The organism is Halogeometricum borinquense DSM 11551, from assembly GCF_000172995.2.
Taxonomy (GTDB): Archaea; Halobacteriota; Halobacteria; order Halobacteriales; family Haloferacaceae; genus Halogeometricum; species Halogeometricum borinquense.
Genome location: NC_014735.1, coordinates 158,340 through 176,659, shown reverse-complemented (window position 1 = coordinate 176,659; position 18,320 = coordinate 158,340). Strand labels below are relative to the sequence as shown.

16 protein-coding genes are annotated in these 18,320 nt (G+C 52.8%); 10 read left to right on the top strand and 6 right to left on the bottom strand.

Going from position 1 to position 18,320, the window contains the following annotated elements; genetic code table 11:
- Positions 1–465: 465 nt before the first annotated feature.
- From HBOR_RS15095 to HBOR_RS15080, 4 genes are read left to right on the top strand one after another with little or no spacing between them, the layout of a single operon-like run.
- A complete protein-coding gene (locus HBOR_RS15095) occupies positions 466–957 on the top strand; it encodes a hypothetical protein (RefSeq protein WP_006055908.1) in 492 nt (163 codons plus the stop codon).
- Between the two features lie 43 nt (positions 958–1,000).
- A complete protein-coding gene (locus tag HBOR_RS15090) occupies positions 1,001–1,276 on the top strand; it encodes a hypothetical protein (protein ID WP_006055907.1) in 276 nt (91 codons plus the stop codon).
- Positions 1,277–1,278: 2 nt separating this feature from the next.
- Complete coding sequence (locus HBOR_RS15085) at positions 1,279–2,331, top strand: DUF4350 domain-containing protein (protein WP_006055906.1); 1,053 nt, start codon at positions 1,279–1,281, stop codon at positions 2,329–2,331.
- On the top strand, positions 2,324–3,328 hold the full coding sequence (locus tag HBOR_RS15080; RefSeq protein WP_006055905.1) for an AAA family ATPase: 1,005 nt from the start codon (positions 2,324–2,326) through the stop codon (positions 3,326–3,328). Before HBOR_RS15085 ends, HBOR_RS15080 begins: the two co-directional genes overlap by 8 nt.
- On the opposite strand, the gene HBOR_RS15075 is transcribed toward HBOR_RS15080, so the two are convergent.
- From HBOR_RS15075 to HBOR_RS15065, 3 genes are read right to left on the bottom strand one after another with little or no spacing between them, the layout of a single operon-like run.
- Entirely contained in the window at positions 3,325–4,236 is a 912-nt protein-coding gene (locus HBOR_RS15075) for a hypothetical protein (protein ID WP_006055904.1), read from the bottom strand. The genes HBOR_RS15080 and HBOR_RS15075 overlap by 4 nt on opposite strands.
- Complete coding sequence (locus HBOR_RS15070) at positions 4,233–4,706, bottom strand: hypothetical protein (protein ID WP_006055903.1); 474 nt, start codon at positions 4,704–4,706, stop codon at positions 4,233–4,235. Before HBOR_RS15070 ends, HBOR_RS15075 begins: the two co-directional genes overlap by 4 nt.
- Positions 4,706–6,148, bottom strand: a complete 1,443-nt coding sequence (locus HBOR_RS15065) for a DUF58 domain-containing protein (protein ID WP_013446580.1) — start codon at positions 6,146–6,148, stop codon at positions 4,706–4,708. Before HBOR_RS15065 ends, HBOR_RS15070 begins: the two co-directional genes overlap by 1 nt.
- Positions 6,149–6,273: 125 nt before the next feature.
- Between HBOR_RS15065 and HBOR_RS15060 the strand changes: the two genes are divergently transcribed.
- Positions 6,274–8,424, top strand: coding sequence for a DUF4129 domain-containing protein (locus HBOR_RS15060; RefSeq protein ID WP_006055901.1), 2,151 nt, complete (start codon positions 6,274–6,276; stop codon positions 8,422–8,424).
- Positions 8,425–8,449: 25 nt separating this feature from the next.
- Positions 8,450–9,466 (top strand): DUF1616 domain-containing protein, encoded by a 1,017-nt coding sequence (locus HBOR_RS15055; protein WP_049890622.1) that lies wholly within the window; start codon positions 8,450–8,452, stop codon positions 9,464–9,466.
- A 21-nt stretch (positions 9,467–9,487) separates the two neighbouring features.
- Here HBOR_RS15055 and HBOR_RS15050 read toward each other — a convergent pair whose 3' ends face one another.
- Complete coding sequence (locus HBOR_RS15050; protein ID WP_006055899.1) at positions 9,488–10,666, bottom strand: tubulin/FtsZ family protein; 1,179 nt, start codon at positions 10,664–10,666, stop codon at positions 9,488–9,490.
- Between the two features lie 245 nt (positions 10,667–10,911).
- Between HBOR_RS15050 and HBOR_RS15045 the strand changes: the two genes are divergently transcribed.
- The 3 genes from HBOR_RS15045 (at position 10,912) to HBOR_RS15040 (ending at position 13,350) form a co-directional block, all read left to right on the top strand.
- Entirely contained in the window at positions 10,912–11,550 is a 639-nt protein-coding gene (locus HBOR_RS15045) for a hypothetical protein (RefSeq protein ID WP_006055898.1), read from the top strand.
- 758 nt (positions 11,551–12,308) lie between these two features.
- On the top strand, positions 12,309–12,731 hold the full coding sequence (locus HBOR_RS19745; protein ID WP_144018716.1) for a hypothetical protein: 423 nt from the start codon (positions 12,309–12,311) through the stop codon (positions 12,729–12,731).
- A 76-nt stretch (positions 12,732–12,807) separates the two neighbouring features.
- Positions 12,808–13,350 (top strand): hypothetical protein, encoded by a 543-nt coding sequence (locus HBOR_RS15040; protein ID WP_144018715.1) that lies wholly within the window; start codon positions 12,808–12,810, stop codon positions 13,348–13,350.
- A gap of 409 nt (positions 13,351–13,759) precedes the next feature.
- Here HBOR_RS15040 and HBOR_RS15035 read toward each other — a convergent pair whose 3' ends face one another.
- Together HBOR_RS15035 and HBOR_RS19350 are read right to left on the bottom strand one after the other, a co-directional pair.
- Positions 13,760–14,662 (bottom strand): ABC transporter ATP-binding protein, encoded by a 903-nt coding sequence (locus tag HBOR_RS15035; protein WP_006055896.1) that lies wholly within the window; start codon positions 14,660–14,662, stop codon positions 13,760–13,762.
- A gap of 6 nt (positions 14,663–14,668) precedes the next feature.
- Complete coding sequence (locus HBOR_RS19350) at positions 14,669–16,651, bottom strand: ABC transporter permease (protein WP_006055895.1); 1,983 nt, start codon at positions 16,649–16,651, stop codon at positions 14,669–14,671.
- Positions 16,652–17,549: 898 nt separating this feature from the next.
- On the opposite strand from HBOR_RS19350, the gene HBOR_RS19740 reads away from it, so the two are divergent.
- Positions 17,550–18,299, top strand: coding sequence for a transcriptional regulator FilR1 domain-containing protein (locus tag HBOR_RS19740; RefSeq protein WP_161609407.1), 750 nt, complete (start codon positions 17,550–17,552; stop codon positions 18,297–18,299).
- Positions 18,300–18,320 lie beyond the last annotated feature (21 nt).

The following is an 18,320-nucleotide window of genomic DNA, read 5'->3' as shown; positions in this document are numbered from 1 at the left end:
CTGCGCTCGTAGCGGCAACAGACTATACTGCCAGACTGAGATATTCTCTGTCGCATTTATCTTGAGATCATCACTCACGGAAAGCGGCGCCGTTCCACTCCCCGGAACGGCGACACTGTGAGTAGAATCCTGTTCACCTGACAACGCGGAAGCCGCGGACACAGGTCCGACGACTGTGGAGAAGACCACGACTCCCACTAGCACCAGACTTATCAGTTTGGTGCGGTTGCTATTCCCGAGCCTCATGGTTCTGTGAAACACAACGAGGGATATAATACTTCGGAATATGTTAACCCGATGTTATTTTTCAGAATGTTTTCAAAGAATAACCAAACCGAGACAGAGAATGGGTCTCCCCGGCGTCGTCAGAATATTCAGTGATGTCCTACGGACGATGAATTCGGTGTTGCTAGTTAAGTACCCCGACGGAAAATTTGATACGTCAGTATTGTAATACCAAAACAAATGAAGCGCCGTGCGTTTCTCGTCGGCCTCGGAACTTGTGGCTGCGCCAGTATTGCGGGATGTGGTGCGTCTGCGCCCGCTACGGAAGAAAACACCGACGGCGAAACGACCACTGAAGAAGCGACCTCGACGCCGACAAACAACGAGCGACGTCTGGCCGCGTTCCGATCATACATCACCGAACGAAATGTAACAGTCAAGAGACTAACATTAAACGGCGACAAGACAGCGGTATCACTCCGCTATCTCAGCAAGAAGTCGTCGTATCAGGAACTCGGTGGTGAAATCGGGATGATTGCGGGCGGATTCTTCCGGCAGGTAGATACCGAGTGGGATGTCGAACGACTAGATGCGACAGTACTGCAAGACGCCGACACGCCGTTCGGCACGTGGCACGCCAACGTTTCGTGGTACGAGCAGTTCCAAGCGGGAAAACTGACCGGCGACGAACTCTCGCTCAAAGTGTTGCAGACGCTGGAGCGACCGAAATAACAAACCCGATGGCTTCAAAACGCCGTACCCACCAATAGGAACCATGCCACTCTCGAAGCGGCACCAGTTTGTCCACGCGCAAGTCGCTTCGATGCTCGCCGTCGCAGTCGTACTGACGCTTCTTGAGAGTCTTTCTCTCGAACTGTTCTTCGTCGTCTCGCTGATCGCGTTTCTGGTCAACGTCGAACTCACTGCACCCTTCCGGATCACGCCGCGGTGGCGGCGACGACTCCGGTGGATAATTCTCGCCGGGCTGATCGGATTCGCGTACGTGGTCGTCCAACGAATCCTCGAAATCCTTCCGCCGGGGGTGCTGTAACGATGGCTGATCGCATCGGGCAGTACGCCCGAATCGCCGTCATCGGACTCGCGGTGGTCGTCGTCCTGAGTCTCGGCATCGGTGCGGCGACCAGTTCAGCATCGTTCAGCGCGTACAACTCAGCGTGGAACGGTGCGGCGGACGTACAACCGGTCGCATCGGAGACTGGAGCCACATTTAGCGTGGCGACCGAACTCGAAACGGCGTACCGAGAGCCGAACAATACCGTCTCGATCATTCTGTCACCAGATCAAGCTTACACACGCGCGGAAGCACAACGAGTCCGGGAGTTCGTCGAACAGGGCGGAACGGTCGTCGTTGCCGACGACTTCGGGCCGCATACGAACCCCCTTCTTTCAGCGCTCGACTCCGACGTTCGCATCGACGGTCGTCTGCTCCGTGATGAACAGCAGTACGCCACGACGCCGAACTTTAGCGAGGCGACCACCACACCGAACGCAACGTTCCTCAACACGGACCAGACGCTGACGCTTAACCACGGAAGCGCGCTCCGTGCGAACGGTACAACCGTGCTTGCACGGAGTTCTGAGTTCTCCTATGTCGATAGCAACCGAAACTACCAACTCGATGATAGCGAGGCGTTGGGATCGCGCCCCATCGCCACGCAGGAGTCCGTTGGCGACGGCACGATAGTCGTCGTCAGCGACCCCTCGATGTTCATCAACGCAATGCTCGAACGCGAGGGGAATCGTGCCTTCGTGACTGGACTTCTCGAATCACACGACCGGGTCGTCGCCGACTATAGCCACACAGAGCAGATACCTCCGCTCGCCGGGTTCGTACTCTGGCTTCAACGCACACCAATCGCACAAGTTGGATTTGGTGCGATAGCGCTCATACTCGTTGGTGTCATCGTGTTCCGACCACGGCAACTCGTTGGCGTGTTCGACCGCAAAACGGAGTCGACACCAGTAGACGCAGATGCGCTGAGAGCATATCTTGCGTCCCAGCACCCCGACTGGGACGAGACGGAGCTAGGCCGTGTAATGACAGGAGTTATGCCAGAAGAGACCAATTTATCAGAAGATGACTGACCCAGCGGAGCTTTACTCAACCCTCCAGACGGAGGCGGCGCGAGTTCTCATTGGGCAGGAGGACGCCCTCAAGCGGCTCACAATCTCACTTCTCACGCAGAGCCACTTACTTCTCGAAGGTGTCCCCGGCGTCGCGAAGACGACGTTAGCCGCCGCATTCGCCCAAACGACTGGACTGCAAGGACGACGGATCCAGATGACGCCGGACTTACTCCCCGCAGACATTACGGGGACGAAAATATACCGCGAGGACACCGGCGCTTTTGAGTTAGAACGCGGACCCGTGTTCTCGAATCTCGTCATCGCGGACGAGATTAACCGCGCGACGCCGAAAACGCAGAGCGCACTGCTCGAAGCGATGCAGGAGACGCAGGTCACAATCGAGGGCGAGACACTCAACCTGCCGACACCGTTCATGGTGGTCGCCACGCAGAACCCAATCGAGATGGAGGGGACGTTCGGTCTCCCCGAAGCCCAGCGTGATCGCTTCCAGTTCAAGATCGCCATCGACATTCCCTCCCGGGACAAACAGGCCGAGATCCTTGACCGATTTAATTACGAACCGAATCTCGGCCCCGACGATCTCGAACAAGTACTCTCTGCTGAAGACATCGCCTCGGCCCGCACCAAGGTCAAAAACGTCCACGTCGCCGAGCCAGTCCGCGATTACGTTCTCGATATTGCCGAAGGAACCCAAGAGACGCCCGACGTGAGTCACGGAATCTCTCCGCGTGGGAGCCTCCACCTGCTACAGGCGGCCAAAGCCCACGCGGCAATCGAAGGCCGACACTACGTAATCCCTGACGACGTGAAGACACTCGCGGTGTCGGCGCTCGCACACCGTCTCGTGCTCAGCACCGACGCCGAAATTGGTGACGTCGAACCCGAAGCAATCATCGAAGGCATCTTAGACACGACGACGCCGCCGAGTCGGGGCGACGTGACCGCACAAGCTCCCGCAGTCGGTGATGGCGGCCGTACCAAACAGAAGGATTAGCCCTGTTTTGTCGAAGCCGAGTCAATCGTCCGGTAGCGGTACGAGATGAGGTACTCGTCGGAATCGACTGATTCGACCGACTCAGTTTCGACGGACGCGCCGAGTCCCCGAGCCAGTCCCACGCCGATGACTGACACGAGTGGATGGTCGAACGCCGTCAACTCGCCGTACGCCGAGTGACCCGCCCGGACCGATACGCGGTTCGTCGCGGTATCGACTTCCGCATCGGCGTACGTCGAGAGTTCGAACTGCTCGACGACGGCTTCGCAGAGTTGGTCGGCGAGATCAGCAGGCTCAGAAGGGTTCGTGTTTGCCGCGTCTGCAAACTCCGAGAGCAGCGAGACGCCAGTCGGTTCGAGCGAGATCCCCCGCCGCATCTCATCGTCAGGTTCGACGAACGTCGCGGCCAACGCGTCATCTGATGGAAGCTCCCACCCGCGCGCTTGCGGAATAAAAAGGCGTATCTGCTCCGGCGAGACCGCTTCTTGGTCACGGACACGTGGAACATACACCGTCGTATCCTGCAGTCCGAGTTCATCGACCAGACTGGAGGCGTGCCGGTCGTGTGCGGTAAACACCGACTGACCGACCGATACGGGAACAAGTTGGTCGGGCGTGAGGTAGTACAGCAGACTCGCACCGAACCCGCCAGTGCCTGCGAGGACTAATAGCGTCGTCCGCAACGCAGGGAGGACTGCCGCCCCCGCCAACGCACACAAGCCGATAGCGGCCATTCCGATTGCGGTCCGCCGGTACTGCGCCTGCCGAGCGCGGAGATATTCCTCACGGAGTCGTCGATTCTCCTCACGCAACACCTCGATTCGTCCACGAAGCGTCTCACGGTCGGCCGGCGACTCATCGTGCAGCGGAGACTCGTCGTCCACATCCGTTTCGGTCACCGAACTCATGCCGACCCCTCAACCAATCCCATACTAATTCGCTGATAGCGGTGGATCGTATAAAAAGCGACGGCACACAGACAGCAGAGTATCGCGCCGAGCAACCACAGGTTGGTCGTCAGTTGCCAACTGACGGCGAGGACGGAGAGCAGAATCGCGCACGCGGCAATATTCAGAATGAGAGCGCGACGCCACGTCGCCTCCTGTGTCGAAGCGCCGAGGAGAAGGCCGAAGAAGCCGAGACCCGAAAGCAGATTCGCCCCTGTCAGGGGGTCGGAACTCAGCGCGGCGAGACAAACGGCCCCGAACGCGACAGCGAACACTCTCGGTGTCCACGCCACCGCGATACCGACGAGAACAGAGAGCAGAAGACCGAACAGACCACCGGAGCCGACCAACCCGACGGCGACTGCAACGAATCCAAACCCAGTGACAAGAGACGCCGGAGAGGCGGGCGACGATGGGAGAGACTCAGCCATCAGCCCCACCCCTCCGAGCGTCGCTGACTGCTCGGCCCTGACTGCCGGATCGATTCCAGTCTGGTTTCGTGAGCGACCTCGAACGCGGTAACGCCGTCGAGTTTGTTGAGGCGCTTGCGGAACGACTCGAACTCACGGTATTCGGCGTAGGCTGCCTCGATATTGCCCAGTGTGGAATCGAACAGTGCCGACGGCGTGATAAACACGAGGACGCGGCCCTCAGTTCGACGCACGGCTTTGATCGATTCGTACAGTTCGCTCCGATTCGTATCGTCAGTCAGCACGACACTCCACACGGCACCCTGCAACCGGCCGAGACGGGATTGCGTCGTCGAAAACAGTGGTCGGTCAGCAAATCGGTCGGCGTATCGGTTGGTCGCACCGAAATACGGTCGAAGCGTCTCCCCAAATGCGGTGTTATCCTCGGAGAGAGTTGTTGCAGTGCGGCGCGATATCGCCGCTTGTCCCGGTTTTGCGTCAGCGGCCCCGCTCTCACCAGTCGTCGGTTCCAGATTACGAAGCGTCGAACGAATCGACCGATACTGCCTTTCGCTCGCTCTCGGTGGTGCCGTATTCGTCGTTCCCTCGTCACCGACAGTGTAGAGACCGATAGGGTCGTCCAACGAATCCGCGCTGTTGACGAACGCGAGCGCAATCTCCCGCAGGAAATCGAGCTTTGTCTCGCCGGGCGTCCCGTCCGCCGTCGATGCCCGATGATCGACGATGAGTGCTGTCTGCCGTACGGTCGGCATCTCGTAATCACGGATGTGGGGATGGTTGAGTCGTGCCGTCGCCTTCCAATCGATCCGGCTGATGTCGTCTCCGTAGACGTACCGCCGTATCTCGGCGGGTTCCAGACCGGACCCACGCTGCCCGGACTCGTGTTCGCCGAAACTAGTCGAAACCCTGTTTCCGCCCTGTCCGACGTGAATTCGGCGCGGTGCTCGTGGTTCAACGGTCAGCGTTTCTTCGACTGCGACCGAGAACGTCTCCTCGAAGCATCCGGCTGGGCCAGTCACGGTCACCTCCGGTGGGGAAAACCGTGCAACACCAGCCGTCGGGACGGTCAGTTGGTACGACTGCCGTGTCACCTGCCCGTCCGCGACAGATACCGTCCGTTCATCCGGAGAGACAGACGTTGCGATGAGCGGCAGTGACGGTGAGATAGTGACATCGAGCAGTGTTTCCACCGGGAGATCCGCGCGAAGAGTTAACAGAACCGGTTCGTCGGTGAGTACGTGGGTGCGCGAGAGGTGTTGTTCGACCGACATCGCACTCGAGACAGTCAGTAGTTCATTCGTGAACCGGTACTGACTCATGAGAACAGTTCCAGCGATGAGCGCAGCAGCGCCGAGCAAGAGCGGATCGGCAAAAATGCCAGCGAGTACGCAGAGCAGTCCGCCTGTACCCACCGCGCCCCAAAACCGGTTTGTCGGCCGCATCTGTCTGTGGTCACTTCGGTCTGGAGCACAAAAGTGTGCCCGTTCGAGTTAACCGACGACGACAGATGGCATCCGAACGAGAGTGCGCAAGATGTTTTACGATCCGCTTCGCGTATTCACCAACAGTGACACTCAAGGGGGGTGCTGCATCAGTCGCAATCGGCCTCATCGCGTTCTGCCTTGTCGTCGCACCGGTCGGCGGGGTCGCGGGAGTCTCAACTGGCGGTCCAGCCCCGGCTCCCGCGCCGAGCGTGAGTCAGGTCGCAACACCGACAGACGCGCCGACGACTTCGAACAACTCCACGATACAGCACGCCAACCCGGATAGCGCGTCCGGCAGCGGAGACCTATCCACGATTCGAGAATGGCTCTCCGGGCGAATCTCAGAAACGCTCATCGACTGTACAGAACAGACCCGAGTGGCAGAGCGCGTTGCGTGCTCTCGGCTCGATGAATCATACCCGGACTGGGCCTCGAAGTACGCGACAGTCGTTCAGGAGTCCGGTGAGCGTGGAGACAGCGAAGAGACGCTGGCGGAGTTCAACAAGACGCGAACCCAACAGCGTTCCTACATTGAGGCAGTCAACGACTTCCGCGAGACCAAATCGAAGTACGAGCGAGCGCGTGAGAGCGGTAACACCTCGAAAGCTCGATCCCTGGCGCGCGAACTGGTAGCCGACGCGGTCGCTGTGAATCGAACCGGCGGACAACTGCAAGGCCAGTACCAACAGCTAACGGATCGAACTTCACTCGACCTCGACGAAGGAAGCCAGACCATCGAGGTGGTTGTAGAAAACACGACGGAGACATCGGAGCAGATTCGTGAGTTGGAGTTCGTCGAAACGACGTTACAGATCAGTGCGAATCGGACGACCGCTAGCTTCGGGTCACCGACTCGATTAGACGGACGGCTGGCCACAAATGAGTCGAAGGCAGTCGCAAATCGAGCGATTAACGTTTTGGTTGGCGAGCAACTGTTACGAACTCAAACCGACGCTGAGGGCCGTTTCGACCTCGTCTATCGACCGACGTTGCTGTCGCTCGATAGCGACCGAGTGCGCGTTATGTACCGACCAGCCCGAACGTCGCTTTACGGCCGGTCGGAGACGACCGTCGGTCTCTCGGTGAGACAGACGAACGCTTCCGTGACGGTGAGTCGGTCGGATGAAACCGCCCGATACGGGGAGATAGTTCGGTTTACTGGCCGAGTTAGTGCCGCCGGACGCGACGTGGCAAACGTCCCCGTCCGTGTCTCGCTCGGAGAGCGGTCCAGAACGGTCACGACGACGGCAAACGGAACCTTCAGCGTACCACTCCCCGTTCCCGCCAGTCTCGCGGTCGGAACGCAAACAGCGAATGCGGCGGTTGCACTCACCGACCGAGCGATCAGTAGCGCGCAGAACCGAACGGCCGTTCAAATCCGGTCAACGGAGACGAATCTCTCGCTGTCAGCGACGAACGTTACGAACTCGGCCGCGCAGATCAGCGGGCAACTCACGACTGACTCTGGACAGCCAGTCAGTAGCCAACAGATACAGATTCGAGTCGGCGGAACGACGGTTAAGACGCTCTCGACGGACGCACGTGGGATGGTTCAATCGACAATCGGCCTCGAAGAAGCGAACGGTTCTGTCACTGTCACAGCGGCCTACGATCCGAACGGTGGAAATCTCGAACCCAGTACCGACGCAGTCGAATTGACTGTTCCGAGCGGTGAGCACACAGGAACAGGAACGTCGTGGTGGAACGCACCGACTGGGTTCATCGCAATCGTCGGCCTGCTGGCTGTGTTAGGGACGAGCGGAATCGTAGCGGCTGAAGCGCTCGAGTTGCTTCCGACACGCATACTCGACCTGCTGAGTCGGAAACGCGATCAGAAACAGAGCGTGTCGTCTGAGATAGCCGCAGCAGAGACAGAAGAGATCACGACAACCGCCACGGCAGACGCCACTGAATCTGCTGCGGTGGATGCCGAACTGGCTGCGGTCGTCGAACCACAGTTAGCGCGCGGTGCGACCGACGAGGCGGTCATTGCAACCTACGAGACGATACGGACCAAGATGACCGACTCGCTCGGCGTTGAAAAATCGCTGACGCACTGGGAACTGTTAGAGCACGTCCGGGCGGAGGCGTCCGAAGACGTGAGCGCCATATTCACCGAACTCACGAGTGCCTACGAGCAAGCGGCGTACGCACCTGAGCCAGTGCAGAGAGACCGCGCTTTGGAGCTGCTCGAAGTTGCACAGCAGGTAGTCGATCAGACCGACCAATTTTAGTGGGACGTTGACTGAGACGTAGCAAATGAGTCGAGACATGGATTGGCGGCTCCTCCTCCCGAGGCCACTCCGAACTCTCCCGGCAGACCTCGGGGCAGTCCTCGTACTCGTCGTCTTGACGGTCGCAGCGGCGACTATTCCTGTCATCAAGGGGACGCCGATTCGAATCATCCTCGGCCTCCCGTATCTGTTGTTCATCCCCGGATACGCGCTCGTTGCCGCGCTCTTTCCCGAAGCAGCCGAGCGCTCCACAAGGATGGACGACAACGAGACGGAGATCGAAAGTGGCATCGACGGCATCGAGCGGGTTGCGCTCTCGTTCGGTCTCAGCATCGCTGTCGTCCCGCTAATCGGCCTACTACTCAATTTCACTCCGTGGGGAATGCGCCTCATCCCCATCGTGGCCATCGTCAGCGCGTTCACAGTCATCCTCACATTCGTCGCATCACGCCGTCGTCAGGCGCTCAACGAAACCGATCGGTTCGTCGTCCCGTACGAGCGCTGGATCACCGACGCGAAAGCGGAACTGTTTGCGCCAGACTCGCGGGCGGATGCAGCACTGAACGTGTTGCTGGTAGTCAGCATCCTTCTCGCCGCCGGGAGTACCGGATATGCAATTTTCGTGCCACCGCCGGGAGAGCAGTTCTCCGAGTTGTACTTGCTCACCGAAGACGAGTCAGGCGACTTGGTAGCCGACGAATATCCGACGGAGTTCATCCGCGGCGAGGCAAAGCCACTGCACATCGGCATCGGAAACCACGAAGGGCGAGAAGTGCAGTACACCGTAGTAGCACAACTCCATCGCGTCGAAAGGCAGAATAACGCAACGGTAGTACGGGAGCGAACCGAGTTACACCGATACACGCAAACAGTCGGGGCGAACAGTACGTGGTCGACGAAAACGACAGTCTCACCTTCGATGACCGGTGACCGACTCAGACTCACCTATCTGCTCTACAAAGGATCAGCCCCAGAGAATCCGACGATAGACAACGCATACCGTGAGAATCACCTCTGGGTGAACGTGAGCGCACCCCAGTAAGAGAATCAGCGTTTCAGATCGTTAGCGCTTCAGATCCGAGCCATCGACTGAACTATCAGCGAAATCATCGAGTTCCGTCTCCGAGAGGTCGTCGGAGTCACCACTCGACTCGGCCGCTTTAAGCGCCCGTTCTCGCAACTGTTCGATTCGAGGGATGTCCGTCACGCCAGCGAACAGCACTGTCACCGAAACCCGGTCTGAATCGGAGCGCGGGTCGTCACCGCCACGAATCTCCATGCTTTCGGTCTCCTCTTCGATCCACTGTCTGCTCTGCTCGATACCTTTTCGACTCAGCCACTGGGGCGGACCACTCGTAACCACGAGCGCTCGTTGAGAACTCGAGACGTCACAGGGAAGCGTCAGCCGTCCGCGCGTCGCTTTCCGTGCCGCAGTGGTGATTCGATTCATCGCCTCGATTTCGTCGGGTTCGTTGTCAGACGAGCCAAACAGGTTACCGAGGCTGAAGCCCGACGAGTCGTCGGTTGGCAGCGTACTCGATGCGTGGCCAATCGTCGAAACGCCACCGCCACGGAGCGTGTTGATGATTTCGCTCGAATCGATGACGCTCTCGGCGACCACGTTCTCGTCGGTAACTTCGCCCGCGTTGAATAGCACCGAAAGCCGACGGACTAATTCGCCGTTGAGACGGTCGTGCGCTTCCGTGACTTCCTCGCCGGATTTGAGCCACGTATCGTTGTCGAACAAGAGGAGGTTATCAACGTGATTGACAAGTGTCCGGAACGACCGGACGGCGTTGTACGCGAAGACATCCTCTTCCTCGGAAGCGGGGAGAACTCCGAGTCCGTAGACGGGTTTTTCGTAGATTCGGTCGAGTTCGTTGGCGAGTACCGGAGCGGCACCGCTCCCCGTTCCACCGCCCAATCCCGCGACGACGAGGAACGCATCGGCCCGAGAGGTCGGGATATCGTCTAGCGACCGGATGAGTTGTTGTGCGTCTTGCTCAGCGAGGTCGGCGGCGAACTCAGTGTCCGCACCGACGCCGTGGCCTTTGGCATCAACCTCCCCGAATAGCTGGCGATGGTGTTCAGGAACGTGAGACAGTTCTTTGAGATCAGCGCGTGCAGTGTTGAACGCGACTGCTCCTTCGATGAAGTCCTGCTCGGTCTGTCGTTCATATTCGAGAAACCGGTCAACAATCTTCCCACCGGCCTGACCGATACCGAGCAACACGAGACGCATGGATGACATATATACCAGGTGCTCTGTTCAATCTTCTGAATTTGTCCGGCACTTCAGCCGAGTTCTTAGCCTGTCGTCTCTGATTTTTCGAGACGTGCGTCAGCTATCGATCATCGCACAAACTATGTACTGAGAGAGACATGTTCTCATAGCAGATACATTGCCGCAAGATTGGTGTAACAAAGGTATGGTTGTTACACTATAATGTATGTGTATTTATATGATAGAAGAAGTGAATTAGTGGCATGCCTATTCGGAGAGAGGAAGAGGGACGTAAACACAGAGATAGTGCCGACGGGGAAGTCGTAAATATCGGCACCAAAGACGATATCGATCAGTTCGTTCGAGAAGTCTTCCAGCACGAGTGGAGCGACTATTTGGATACGTACCCTCCGGAAACCGGTGATCGAACGTGGGAGTGGAGCGACTCCGGAAAGCCGTGGGGACGACTGCAGCCACACGTCTGGCGATCTGGACGCGAATACGGCCTCGACCTTCACTTCGAACACCACCCCACCGCAGAACAGTATACGACCGGGACGTTGCAGTTCGAACTTCATTTAGAGGACTGCGAAACGGGGAGTGCTGATTTCTCGGCCGAAACACTCCACCAACAGTTTCGAAACCGGTTCGAACGGCGTGCAAAACGTGTCAAACCCGCGCTATCGGAACGCACCGAGTGGAGTCAGTTTCGGATCACCGGAAGCCTAGATGAGCATGTCCTGTGCCGTGCGGTGTACCCGTTCACGTCCCTCAACAAACGAGCGTACTACGAAACACTCCGAACAGCAGTCGAAGACCACGAACGTATCACGAGTTTTGCGACGGACATGCTCTCTGAACTCACGCAGTCGATGCCGCCGGCCAGAGAGCGTTCGAGATAGAGTGACGAGCGGTCAGTATTATACTCGGCCGAATACACATCGCCTCAACAACGACTTCACACACGTCGATGCTATCAGCGTTTTCGACATCGTATCTGACGAATCCTATTGTGGTCCGCCATTACTAAAACGCGATTCATGACTATATTATGGCAGTCTACAATTAGAAAATAGAAGTTGTAGATACTAATTCTTTTCTAGATAGATTTTCTACCCATATCACTGTATTCTGACAATATTCGGTTCTAAATTAGTATTTATACTATTATAATCCCGCAATACGGCGGTGTAATCGGTATATGTGTGAATAATTCGGCCAAATTATCATCGTGTTTGGAAAGATACATGGGGTGTGGAGGGTCGAAGCGAAATTTGTCACCGATACCGTGTTTGTTTACTAATGTAGTTCTCCTGGAGACCTCCCCAACCGTCGTGTTCTGGGCTTGCGGCGTGCCAGCGAGTGAAATCAGACAATCCGGATCGTGGATACGTGGACGTTGATCGTGTTATCTATTCCACCATTACAGTATTATTCTTGTAAAGATAGAATATAGTAGCTTGCGTTCAGAATTCCAGTTGGACTGGAATCGGATCTTATCCTCACCTACAGACAGCTTTTGTAGCTTGGTTCAGACAAAGTAGTTGGGATCTAATTATAGATGTCCACGACGCATACGTCGATTGTCTGAATAATTCAACAGATCCCTAGAGCCGACACACTTAGTTATCTCCAGATATTTGGTGTTATTATTCACAACATGAGCAAATTCAAATACAATATGTGCAACGGGATTAGTAGGAGAAGGCTGATTTTATTAACAGCTAGTTCTATAGTCGGGATTTCCGGCTGTATAGGTACATCTGAGTTAAATTCATCTCAATCAATTCTAATACGTAACGAAACAACTACTCAACAGGTTATTGACGTGATTCTCAAAAACGAAGGAAAGAATTCCGAAGTGGTGTACGAGTCTACCTTCTCAGTAGATCCGAATGAACAGATCCGCAAAGAAGATGTTGTACCTGCTAGTGATTATAAGTATATTGTTGAGTCAGATGGTTTGAAATCTAAGGATGGGATCTGGAGAGTGGATTCAGACCATAGATCGAATATCATAGTAATAGAAATAAAAAAAGATGAAAATAACACACACATACATGTTGTAACAGTCGGTCATTAGTCTCTGATTGCAGAAGTGTCAGAATTATTTGTTTTCTCATAACTATTATAGGGTAGTGAACATTATCTTGGAATGTATGAGTCAAAAGACCCATACCCGTCGGAAGTTCCTGTATCGAACAGGCGCAGCAATTTGTAGTATCTCAACCCTCCCCGTTGTTACAGCCGAGTCCAACGAATCGGAGTATGATGTTCCAATTCGTCAGGTGCGAAAATTACTTTGGCAACACAAAATTGACGAAGCAAAAGCGTTCATGGATAAGCACAACATGAAATATCATATGGCCCGAGGCGTTCCTTCGTTTAAAGAGGGAGATGTGAGTACGGATAGATATGGAAGTCCAAGTGAGGATAATAAAACCGATCTTTGGTTGAGTCTAAATGAAATTGAAGAGGGTAATCCTGAAAAGAATATTCCACCGGTTTATGACGCCACAATCTCATGGAATCTCAGTGAATGGAATAACGACGCTGGTGACTTCACTCAAAAAGTTGGATCAAAAGACTCAGCGGCTATATCTTGGTCTCAAGACTATTGGCAGGCAGTTGATGAGAGCCGAGAGAATGTAAAATATGAAAATGATCGAATTGAATACGAGGAAATGAAAGGTTTGGAGTAAGAGTAGAATTTGACGAAAAACGAACACCCACAGATGGTACTGATCAAAGTGTCAATGCCGCCTTCAGTACCGAAATAAAAGCAATAAACCGAGATCAATACACTGGTAGTTACAACATTAATGGAGAGTACGTCCACACATATGATGACGATGAAGTAGATATTGCATATAACTTTGGGCCATTCTCACTCAATCCAAAGGAGAGTAAAACGCCTCATTGGGAAATGAATGCGAGTGATGATGCATAGTCTTAACAGTCTTTGAAAAGTAGGAGATAATAAACCTCCTTATTGTAACAATAACTGATCGAGCAAGTAGCAGTGTGTAGCAATCGATGATTGGGAAATTATGAACTAGACTACCACTCCACTCTGGCTCTCTATTTTTACTGCGGAACCAATATCAATTATTATGAATTGGTATTTTCAATGAAAGCATCCTCGATAGTTCCGAATTCAACATCAAACCACTGTATCTCGTTAGTGCTATCAAGCCGATTTAGAACTGTTGTGAAGACGTGTGCTGACTCGCTGACCACACTCAAATAGCCGTCCCCATCAATATTAACGTCAGAAACGGAATCAATGTCTTGGACCTCAGTAAGTCCCTTTTTCGGCTGCGCAAGTGCGACGACGAGCCGTGGTTTGACATCTGCACTTGCGCGAATTTCTCGTGGCTTGCCTTCTGCTACTAATTGGCCATCGTCCAACAACCCAATACGGCCACAGACACGTTCGACTTGCTCAAGAACATGACTCGAAAAGAAGACTGTTGTACCACGGTTGGTCTGTGTCATAACGATGTCACGGACCAGTTGTGTTCCAAATGGGTCTAATCCTGAGAATGGTTCATCAAGAATAAGAAGGTCTGGGTCTCCGACAAGTGCCATCGCTAATCCGAGCCGTTGCTGCATACCTTTTGAGTAGCTCTGAGCAGGCGAATCCTTTGCATCCTCGAGTCCAACCCGATTAAGTAGGGTATCGGTATTAATGTCCACTCCTTTAGTATTGGCAACAAACTCGATATGTTGACGTCCGGTTAAGCGCGCATACACGTCGAATTGGTCCGGGAGAATTCCAACACGGCTATGAACTTGTGATGCATCCTCACGTGCATCTAATCCAAATATCTCTATTTGTCCACTAGTTGGTTGAATGTAGTTCATTAGGGCATCAATTGTTGTCGACTTACCTGCTCCGTTTGGGCCGAGAAACCCGTAAACTTCACCCTCTTTGACGCTGAGGTTAAGGCCATCGACGGCTGTTGTTGATTTGTACTCTTTCGTGAAGTTGGTGATGTCAATAGCGGTCATGATGTGTTATGTAAGGTCACTTGTTTGGAATCGACGCAACGCGAGCGCAAATGGAATAATCCCCCATACAGCAAGGGTTCCCACCGATGCTACGGGTGATAGAATAATCGGAACTTGACCATCTGAGTATGATACGTCCACGACTAATGAGTGTGTGAGCGCGTTCAGATTTGGGCTCGTAACGGCGTTTTCAATATGTAATACCATGGTGTAGCTAGACCCAGAGTTGCCGACTCCTATTGCCCAATTCCACAAGACAGTCACTGCCTGTCTTGGGGAGAGTCGTCGAGTAAGGAAGTATAAGCTATCTGGTGGAGGTGGTTGTATAATATATGAATATCCAAAGATTGAGTCCCAAATAATAGGATGAATTCCGCTCCAGAACAAAACAAAGAACAGGTAGACTATCGCTGCCGACACGGCGGCAACACCTCGGGAGAAGAAACTTGACAGTGCGACCACGATAGCCGTATTTGTTCCAATGTACATAATTGTTGCAACTAGTGTACCTGAAAAAGCAACACTTGGGAATGATCCTGTCTGTATTGACCCAATGGCGAAGCACACAATAAGTGCATAGCCGATTATAACTGAGAGTGCGAACCAGAGTCCAGCACCTTTACCAATTAAGACACTTGTTCGAGAGGGAGGGAGCCCCGCAGTATAGCGAATCGTGCCTGATTCACGTTCTTCTGCGATCGAGCGGTATCCGAGGAAAACTGGTCCAACGAGTCCAAAGATAGTCACTGCCTGTTGACCAACAGCTGCTGGAAGTTGCTGTCCGATTTGGGAGGATATATTTGGAGATATCGTTGTAAGGGAGTAGAGATATGCCATAACCACAAGCCCAAAAAGGAGCGGTGCCGCGAGTGAACGGAGGATATCAGTGAATTCTCGACGTGCTATCGGGAGCCACGACTCAGACGTTGGGTCGGAATTAACCGCACCCATTACGAACTCCACGACCCGAAATGGAATAAATCCAAGACGGTACGAAGTACGACGGAAGATTCGAGGGACAGATTCACTAAATATGTTCCGAAACTTATCAGACTGAACTGGCAAATCAAGACGACTAAAGACTGCTGATGCAAATGCGATTGGAACTATAATCCACGCAATAAGAATTAGTACCGAAACCCACGGCGACAAGACGATAGGATATCCAGATCCAAATAATGCTCCAACATGATAGCCAGCCTCACCCTGCAACCCATACTGTATTGAATCTACGAAATTACTGTCTGTATTTCCAACACCAGTTAGTGTATTCACCACAACAAAAAATGAGTTAATCGGGGTGAGACGTCGGGCGACAAGGAGAATGACTGACTGGGGAGGTTGTCCGATAGAGACATTCTGAGAAGTTATAAATTGGTGGATTGCCGCGACAATATCTGTCCAATACGCCATCACAATTACGCAGACAGTACTACAAGCAACTGCATGAACAGTGGATTCAACAACCGCTGAGATGGCAGTGATGGTAGCGACTACTGCAAGTATAAAGAGGGCTGTTACGACAGTGTACCCAATGAGTAGAAAGACCGGTAATGTCCCATAATGGTTCCAGCCTAAGATAGCAGTACCTACCACACCCATCAGCACAGGACAGAAGAGTGCGAGTCCTCGCCCGAAGGCAGTTCCAATGATAATCTCACTGCGCGTTAGTGGCGTTCCAGCAGTGATTCGGATATTTCCTGATTGACGACTGTGAATTATACTTCGAAACGCCACAGGAACGGCAAAATACGAAGCAAAGGCAACTGCTGTTTCTGATGCCGCTACGGCAATCCATCCACCAGTCACTGTGACTTCATTACCAAAGGGAGTAATAAATGAATTACCTACCAATACAACAACGGGAGTAACGATCCAGAGCCACTTCAATCGAACAAGTAGCCAAAATTCGCGCTGTATGAGAGCTTGAACTCTTCGAACGCTACTGCTGGCGTTACCAAGCCACGAGACTAACTTGGATTTGTTCACTAAATAATAGACTGGTTCTGATAAGTATATATCTTTCTACACTAGAGACGGAATTGTTTAGATTGGCATCACGAGTTTTGCGACGGACATGCTCTCTGAACTCACGCAGTCGATGCCGCCGGCCAGAGAGCGTTCGAGATAGAGTGACGAGCGGTCAGTATCATACTCGGCCGAATACACATCGCCTCAACAACGACTTCACACACGTCGATGCTATCAGCGTTTTCGACATCGTATCTGACGAATCCTATTGTGGTCCGCCATTACTAAAACGCTATCTATGACTATATTGTAGCAATCTACAGTTAGAAAATAGAAGATGCAGATACTATTCTCCTTTAGATATATTTTCCATCTATATCACTGTATCCTGACAATATCTGGTTACAAATTAGTATTTATACTATTATAGCCCCACAATACGACGGTATAATGGACATATATGTGAATACCTCTGCCCTATTAGCATCGGATTTGAAAAATACATGGGGTGTGGAGGGTCGAAGCGACGTTTGTCACCGATACCGTGTTTGTTTACTAATGGAGTTCTTGCGGAAACATCCCTAACCGTCGTATGCTGAGCTTGCGGCATGTCTGCGAGTAAAATCGAGCAAGCCAGATCGTGGGGTACGTGGACGTTGGTCGTGTTATCTAGTTTACCATTACAATAGTATTTTTGTAAGGATTGAATATGGTAGCTTGCGTTCAGAATTCCAGTTGGACTGGAGTTAGCATAGTGGATATGCGCCACTCGCTTCCGATGTTGCTCCGTGCCGCGCAGGATGACGAATCAACTGAGGTCACAGCTACTAATATCTAATCTCAAAAACAGCAAATAATAATACACTATGATTGGAATATGTGGCTGGTTATGAAAACTGCGTCCCATTTGTCCCCATTGCAAGTAATTCTCTCCCGGCACCGACTTTTAGAACAGGTTGATAATGGTGTCAAAGATAAGAGGGATCTCTACGATCAATTAACCGTCTCTCGATCGACGATAGACCGTGCAATCAGAGAGCTTGAAGCAGAAAATATTCTGCTTCGTCGTGGTAGTCGCTGTGAGTTCACGCGGTTTGGAAAACTTGCTTACAGACAATTTGACAGTATCTCTCAAACATATAAAACGCTCTCTAATTCGAGTAAATTACTTTCTGTCCTTCCAGAGAAATCAGAACTTGGAATGAGTTTACTTCATGGTTCTGAAGTAACGTTGGCAAATCAACGTGCACCAGCAACTCCGTTTAAGGATATTTCATCGGTACCAGATGGTGAGCCAATTCAGGCTATGCTGCCTGTCTTATTTCCACAACAGCTCCAGTTCCTATGTCAAAGAGTAGAAAAAGGTAATTCAATTGAACTTCTTATTCACAGTGATATTATAAAAATAATGGAAGAAAAATATGAGTCAGAGTATGAGAAGATGGACAATCACTCTGTGGAGATCAATATATCACCAAGGTTACCGCAATTTGGACTGATTATCGTTGGTTCACAAAAATTTTGGTTGAGTGTTCATCGTGAAAATGGAGGACTCCATGGACTCATCGAGAACTCAAAAACAGGTGCAGTAAAGAAGGCACGGCAACTCTTCAACCAGCATCAAGCGGGGAGCAAAGTACATAAACTAGTCAAAAAGAGTGAATGAAGGATATGAGTAACAGCATTT

Bases quoted from the DNA above. Each gene is read 5' to 3' on its own strand.
- HBOR_RS15095 (WP_006055908.1), top strand. From the start codon at position 466: ATGAAGCGCCGTGCGTTTCTCGTCGGCCTCGGAACTTGTGGCTGCGCC.
- HBOR_RS15090 (WP_006055907.1), top strand. From the start codon at position 1,001: ATGCCACTCTCGAAGCGGCACCAGTTTGTCCACGCGCAAGTCGCTTCG.
- HBOR_RS15085 (WP_006055906.1), top strand. From the start codon at position 1,279: ATGGCTGATCGCATCGGGCAGTACGCCCGAATCGCCGTCATCGGACTC.
- HBOR_RS15080 (WP_006055905.1), top strand. From the start codon at position 2,324: ATGACTGACCCAGCGGAGCTTTACTCAACCCTCCAGACGGAGGCGGCG.
- HBOR_RS15075 (WP_006055904.1), bottom strand. From the start codon at position 4,236: ATGAGTTCGGTGACCGAAACGGATGTGGACGACGAGTCTCCGCTGCAC.
- HBOR_RS15070 (WP_006055903.1), bottom strand. From the start codon at position 4,706: ATGGCTGAGTCTCTCCCATCGTCGCCCGCCTCTCCGGCGTCTCTTGTC.
- HBOR_RS15065 (WP_013446580.1), bottom strand. From the start codon at position 6,148: ATGCGGCCGACAAACCGGTTTTGGGGCGCGGTGGGTACAGGCGGACTG.
- HBOR_RS15055 (WP_049890622.1), top strand. From the start codon at position 8,450: ATGAGTCGAGACATGGATTGGCGGCTCCTCCTCCCGAGGCCACTCCGA.
- HBOR_RS15050 (WP_006055899.1), bottom strand. From the start codon at position 10,666: ATGCGTCTCGTGTTGCTCGGTATCGGTCAGGCCGGTGGGAAGATTGTT.
- HBOR_RS15045 (WP_006055898.1), top strand. From the start codon at position 10,912: ATGCCTATTCGGAGAGAGGAAGAGGGACGTAAACACAGAGATAGTGCC.
- HBOR_RS19745 (WP_144018716.1), top strand. From the start codon at position 12,309: ATGAGCAAATTCAAATACAATATGTGCAACGGGATTAGTAGGAGAAGG.
- HBOR_RS15040 (WP_144018715.1), top strand. From the start codon at position 12,808: ATGAGTCAAAAGACCCATACCCGTCGGAAGTTCCTGTATCGAACAGGC.
- HBOR_RS15035 (WP_006055896.1), bottom strand. From the start codon at position 14,662: ATGACCGCTATTGACATCACCAACTTCACGAAAGAGTACAAATCAACA.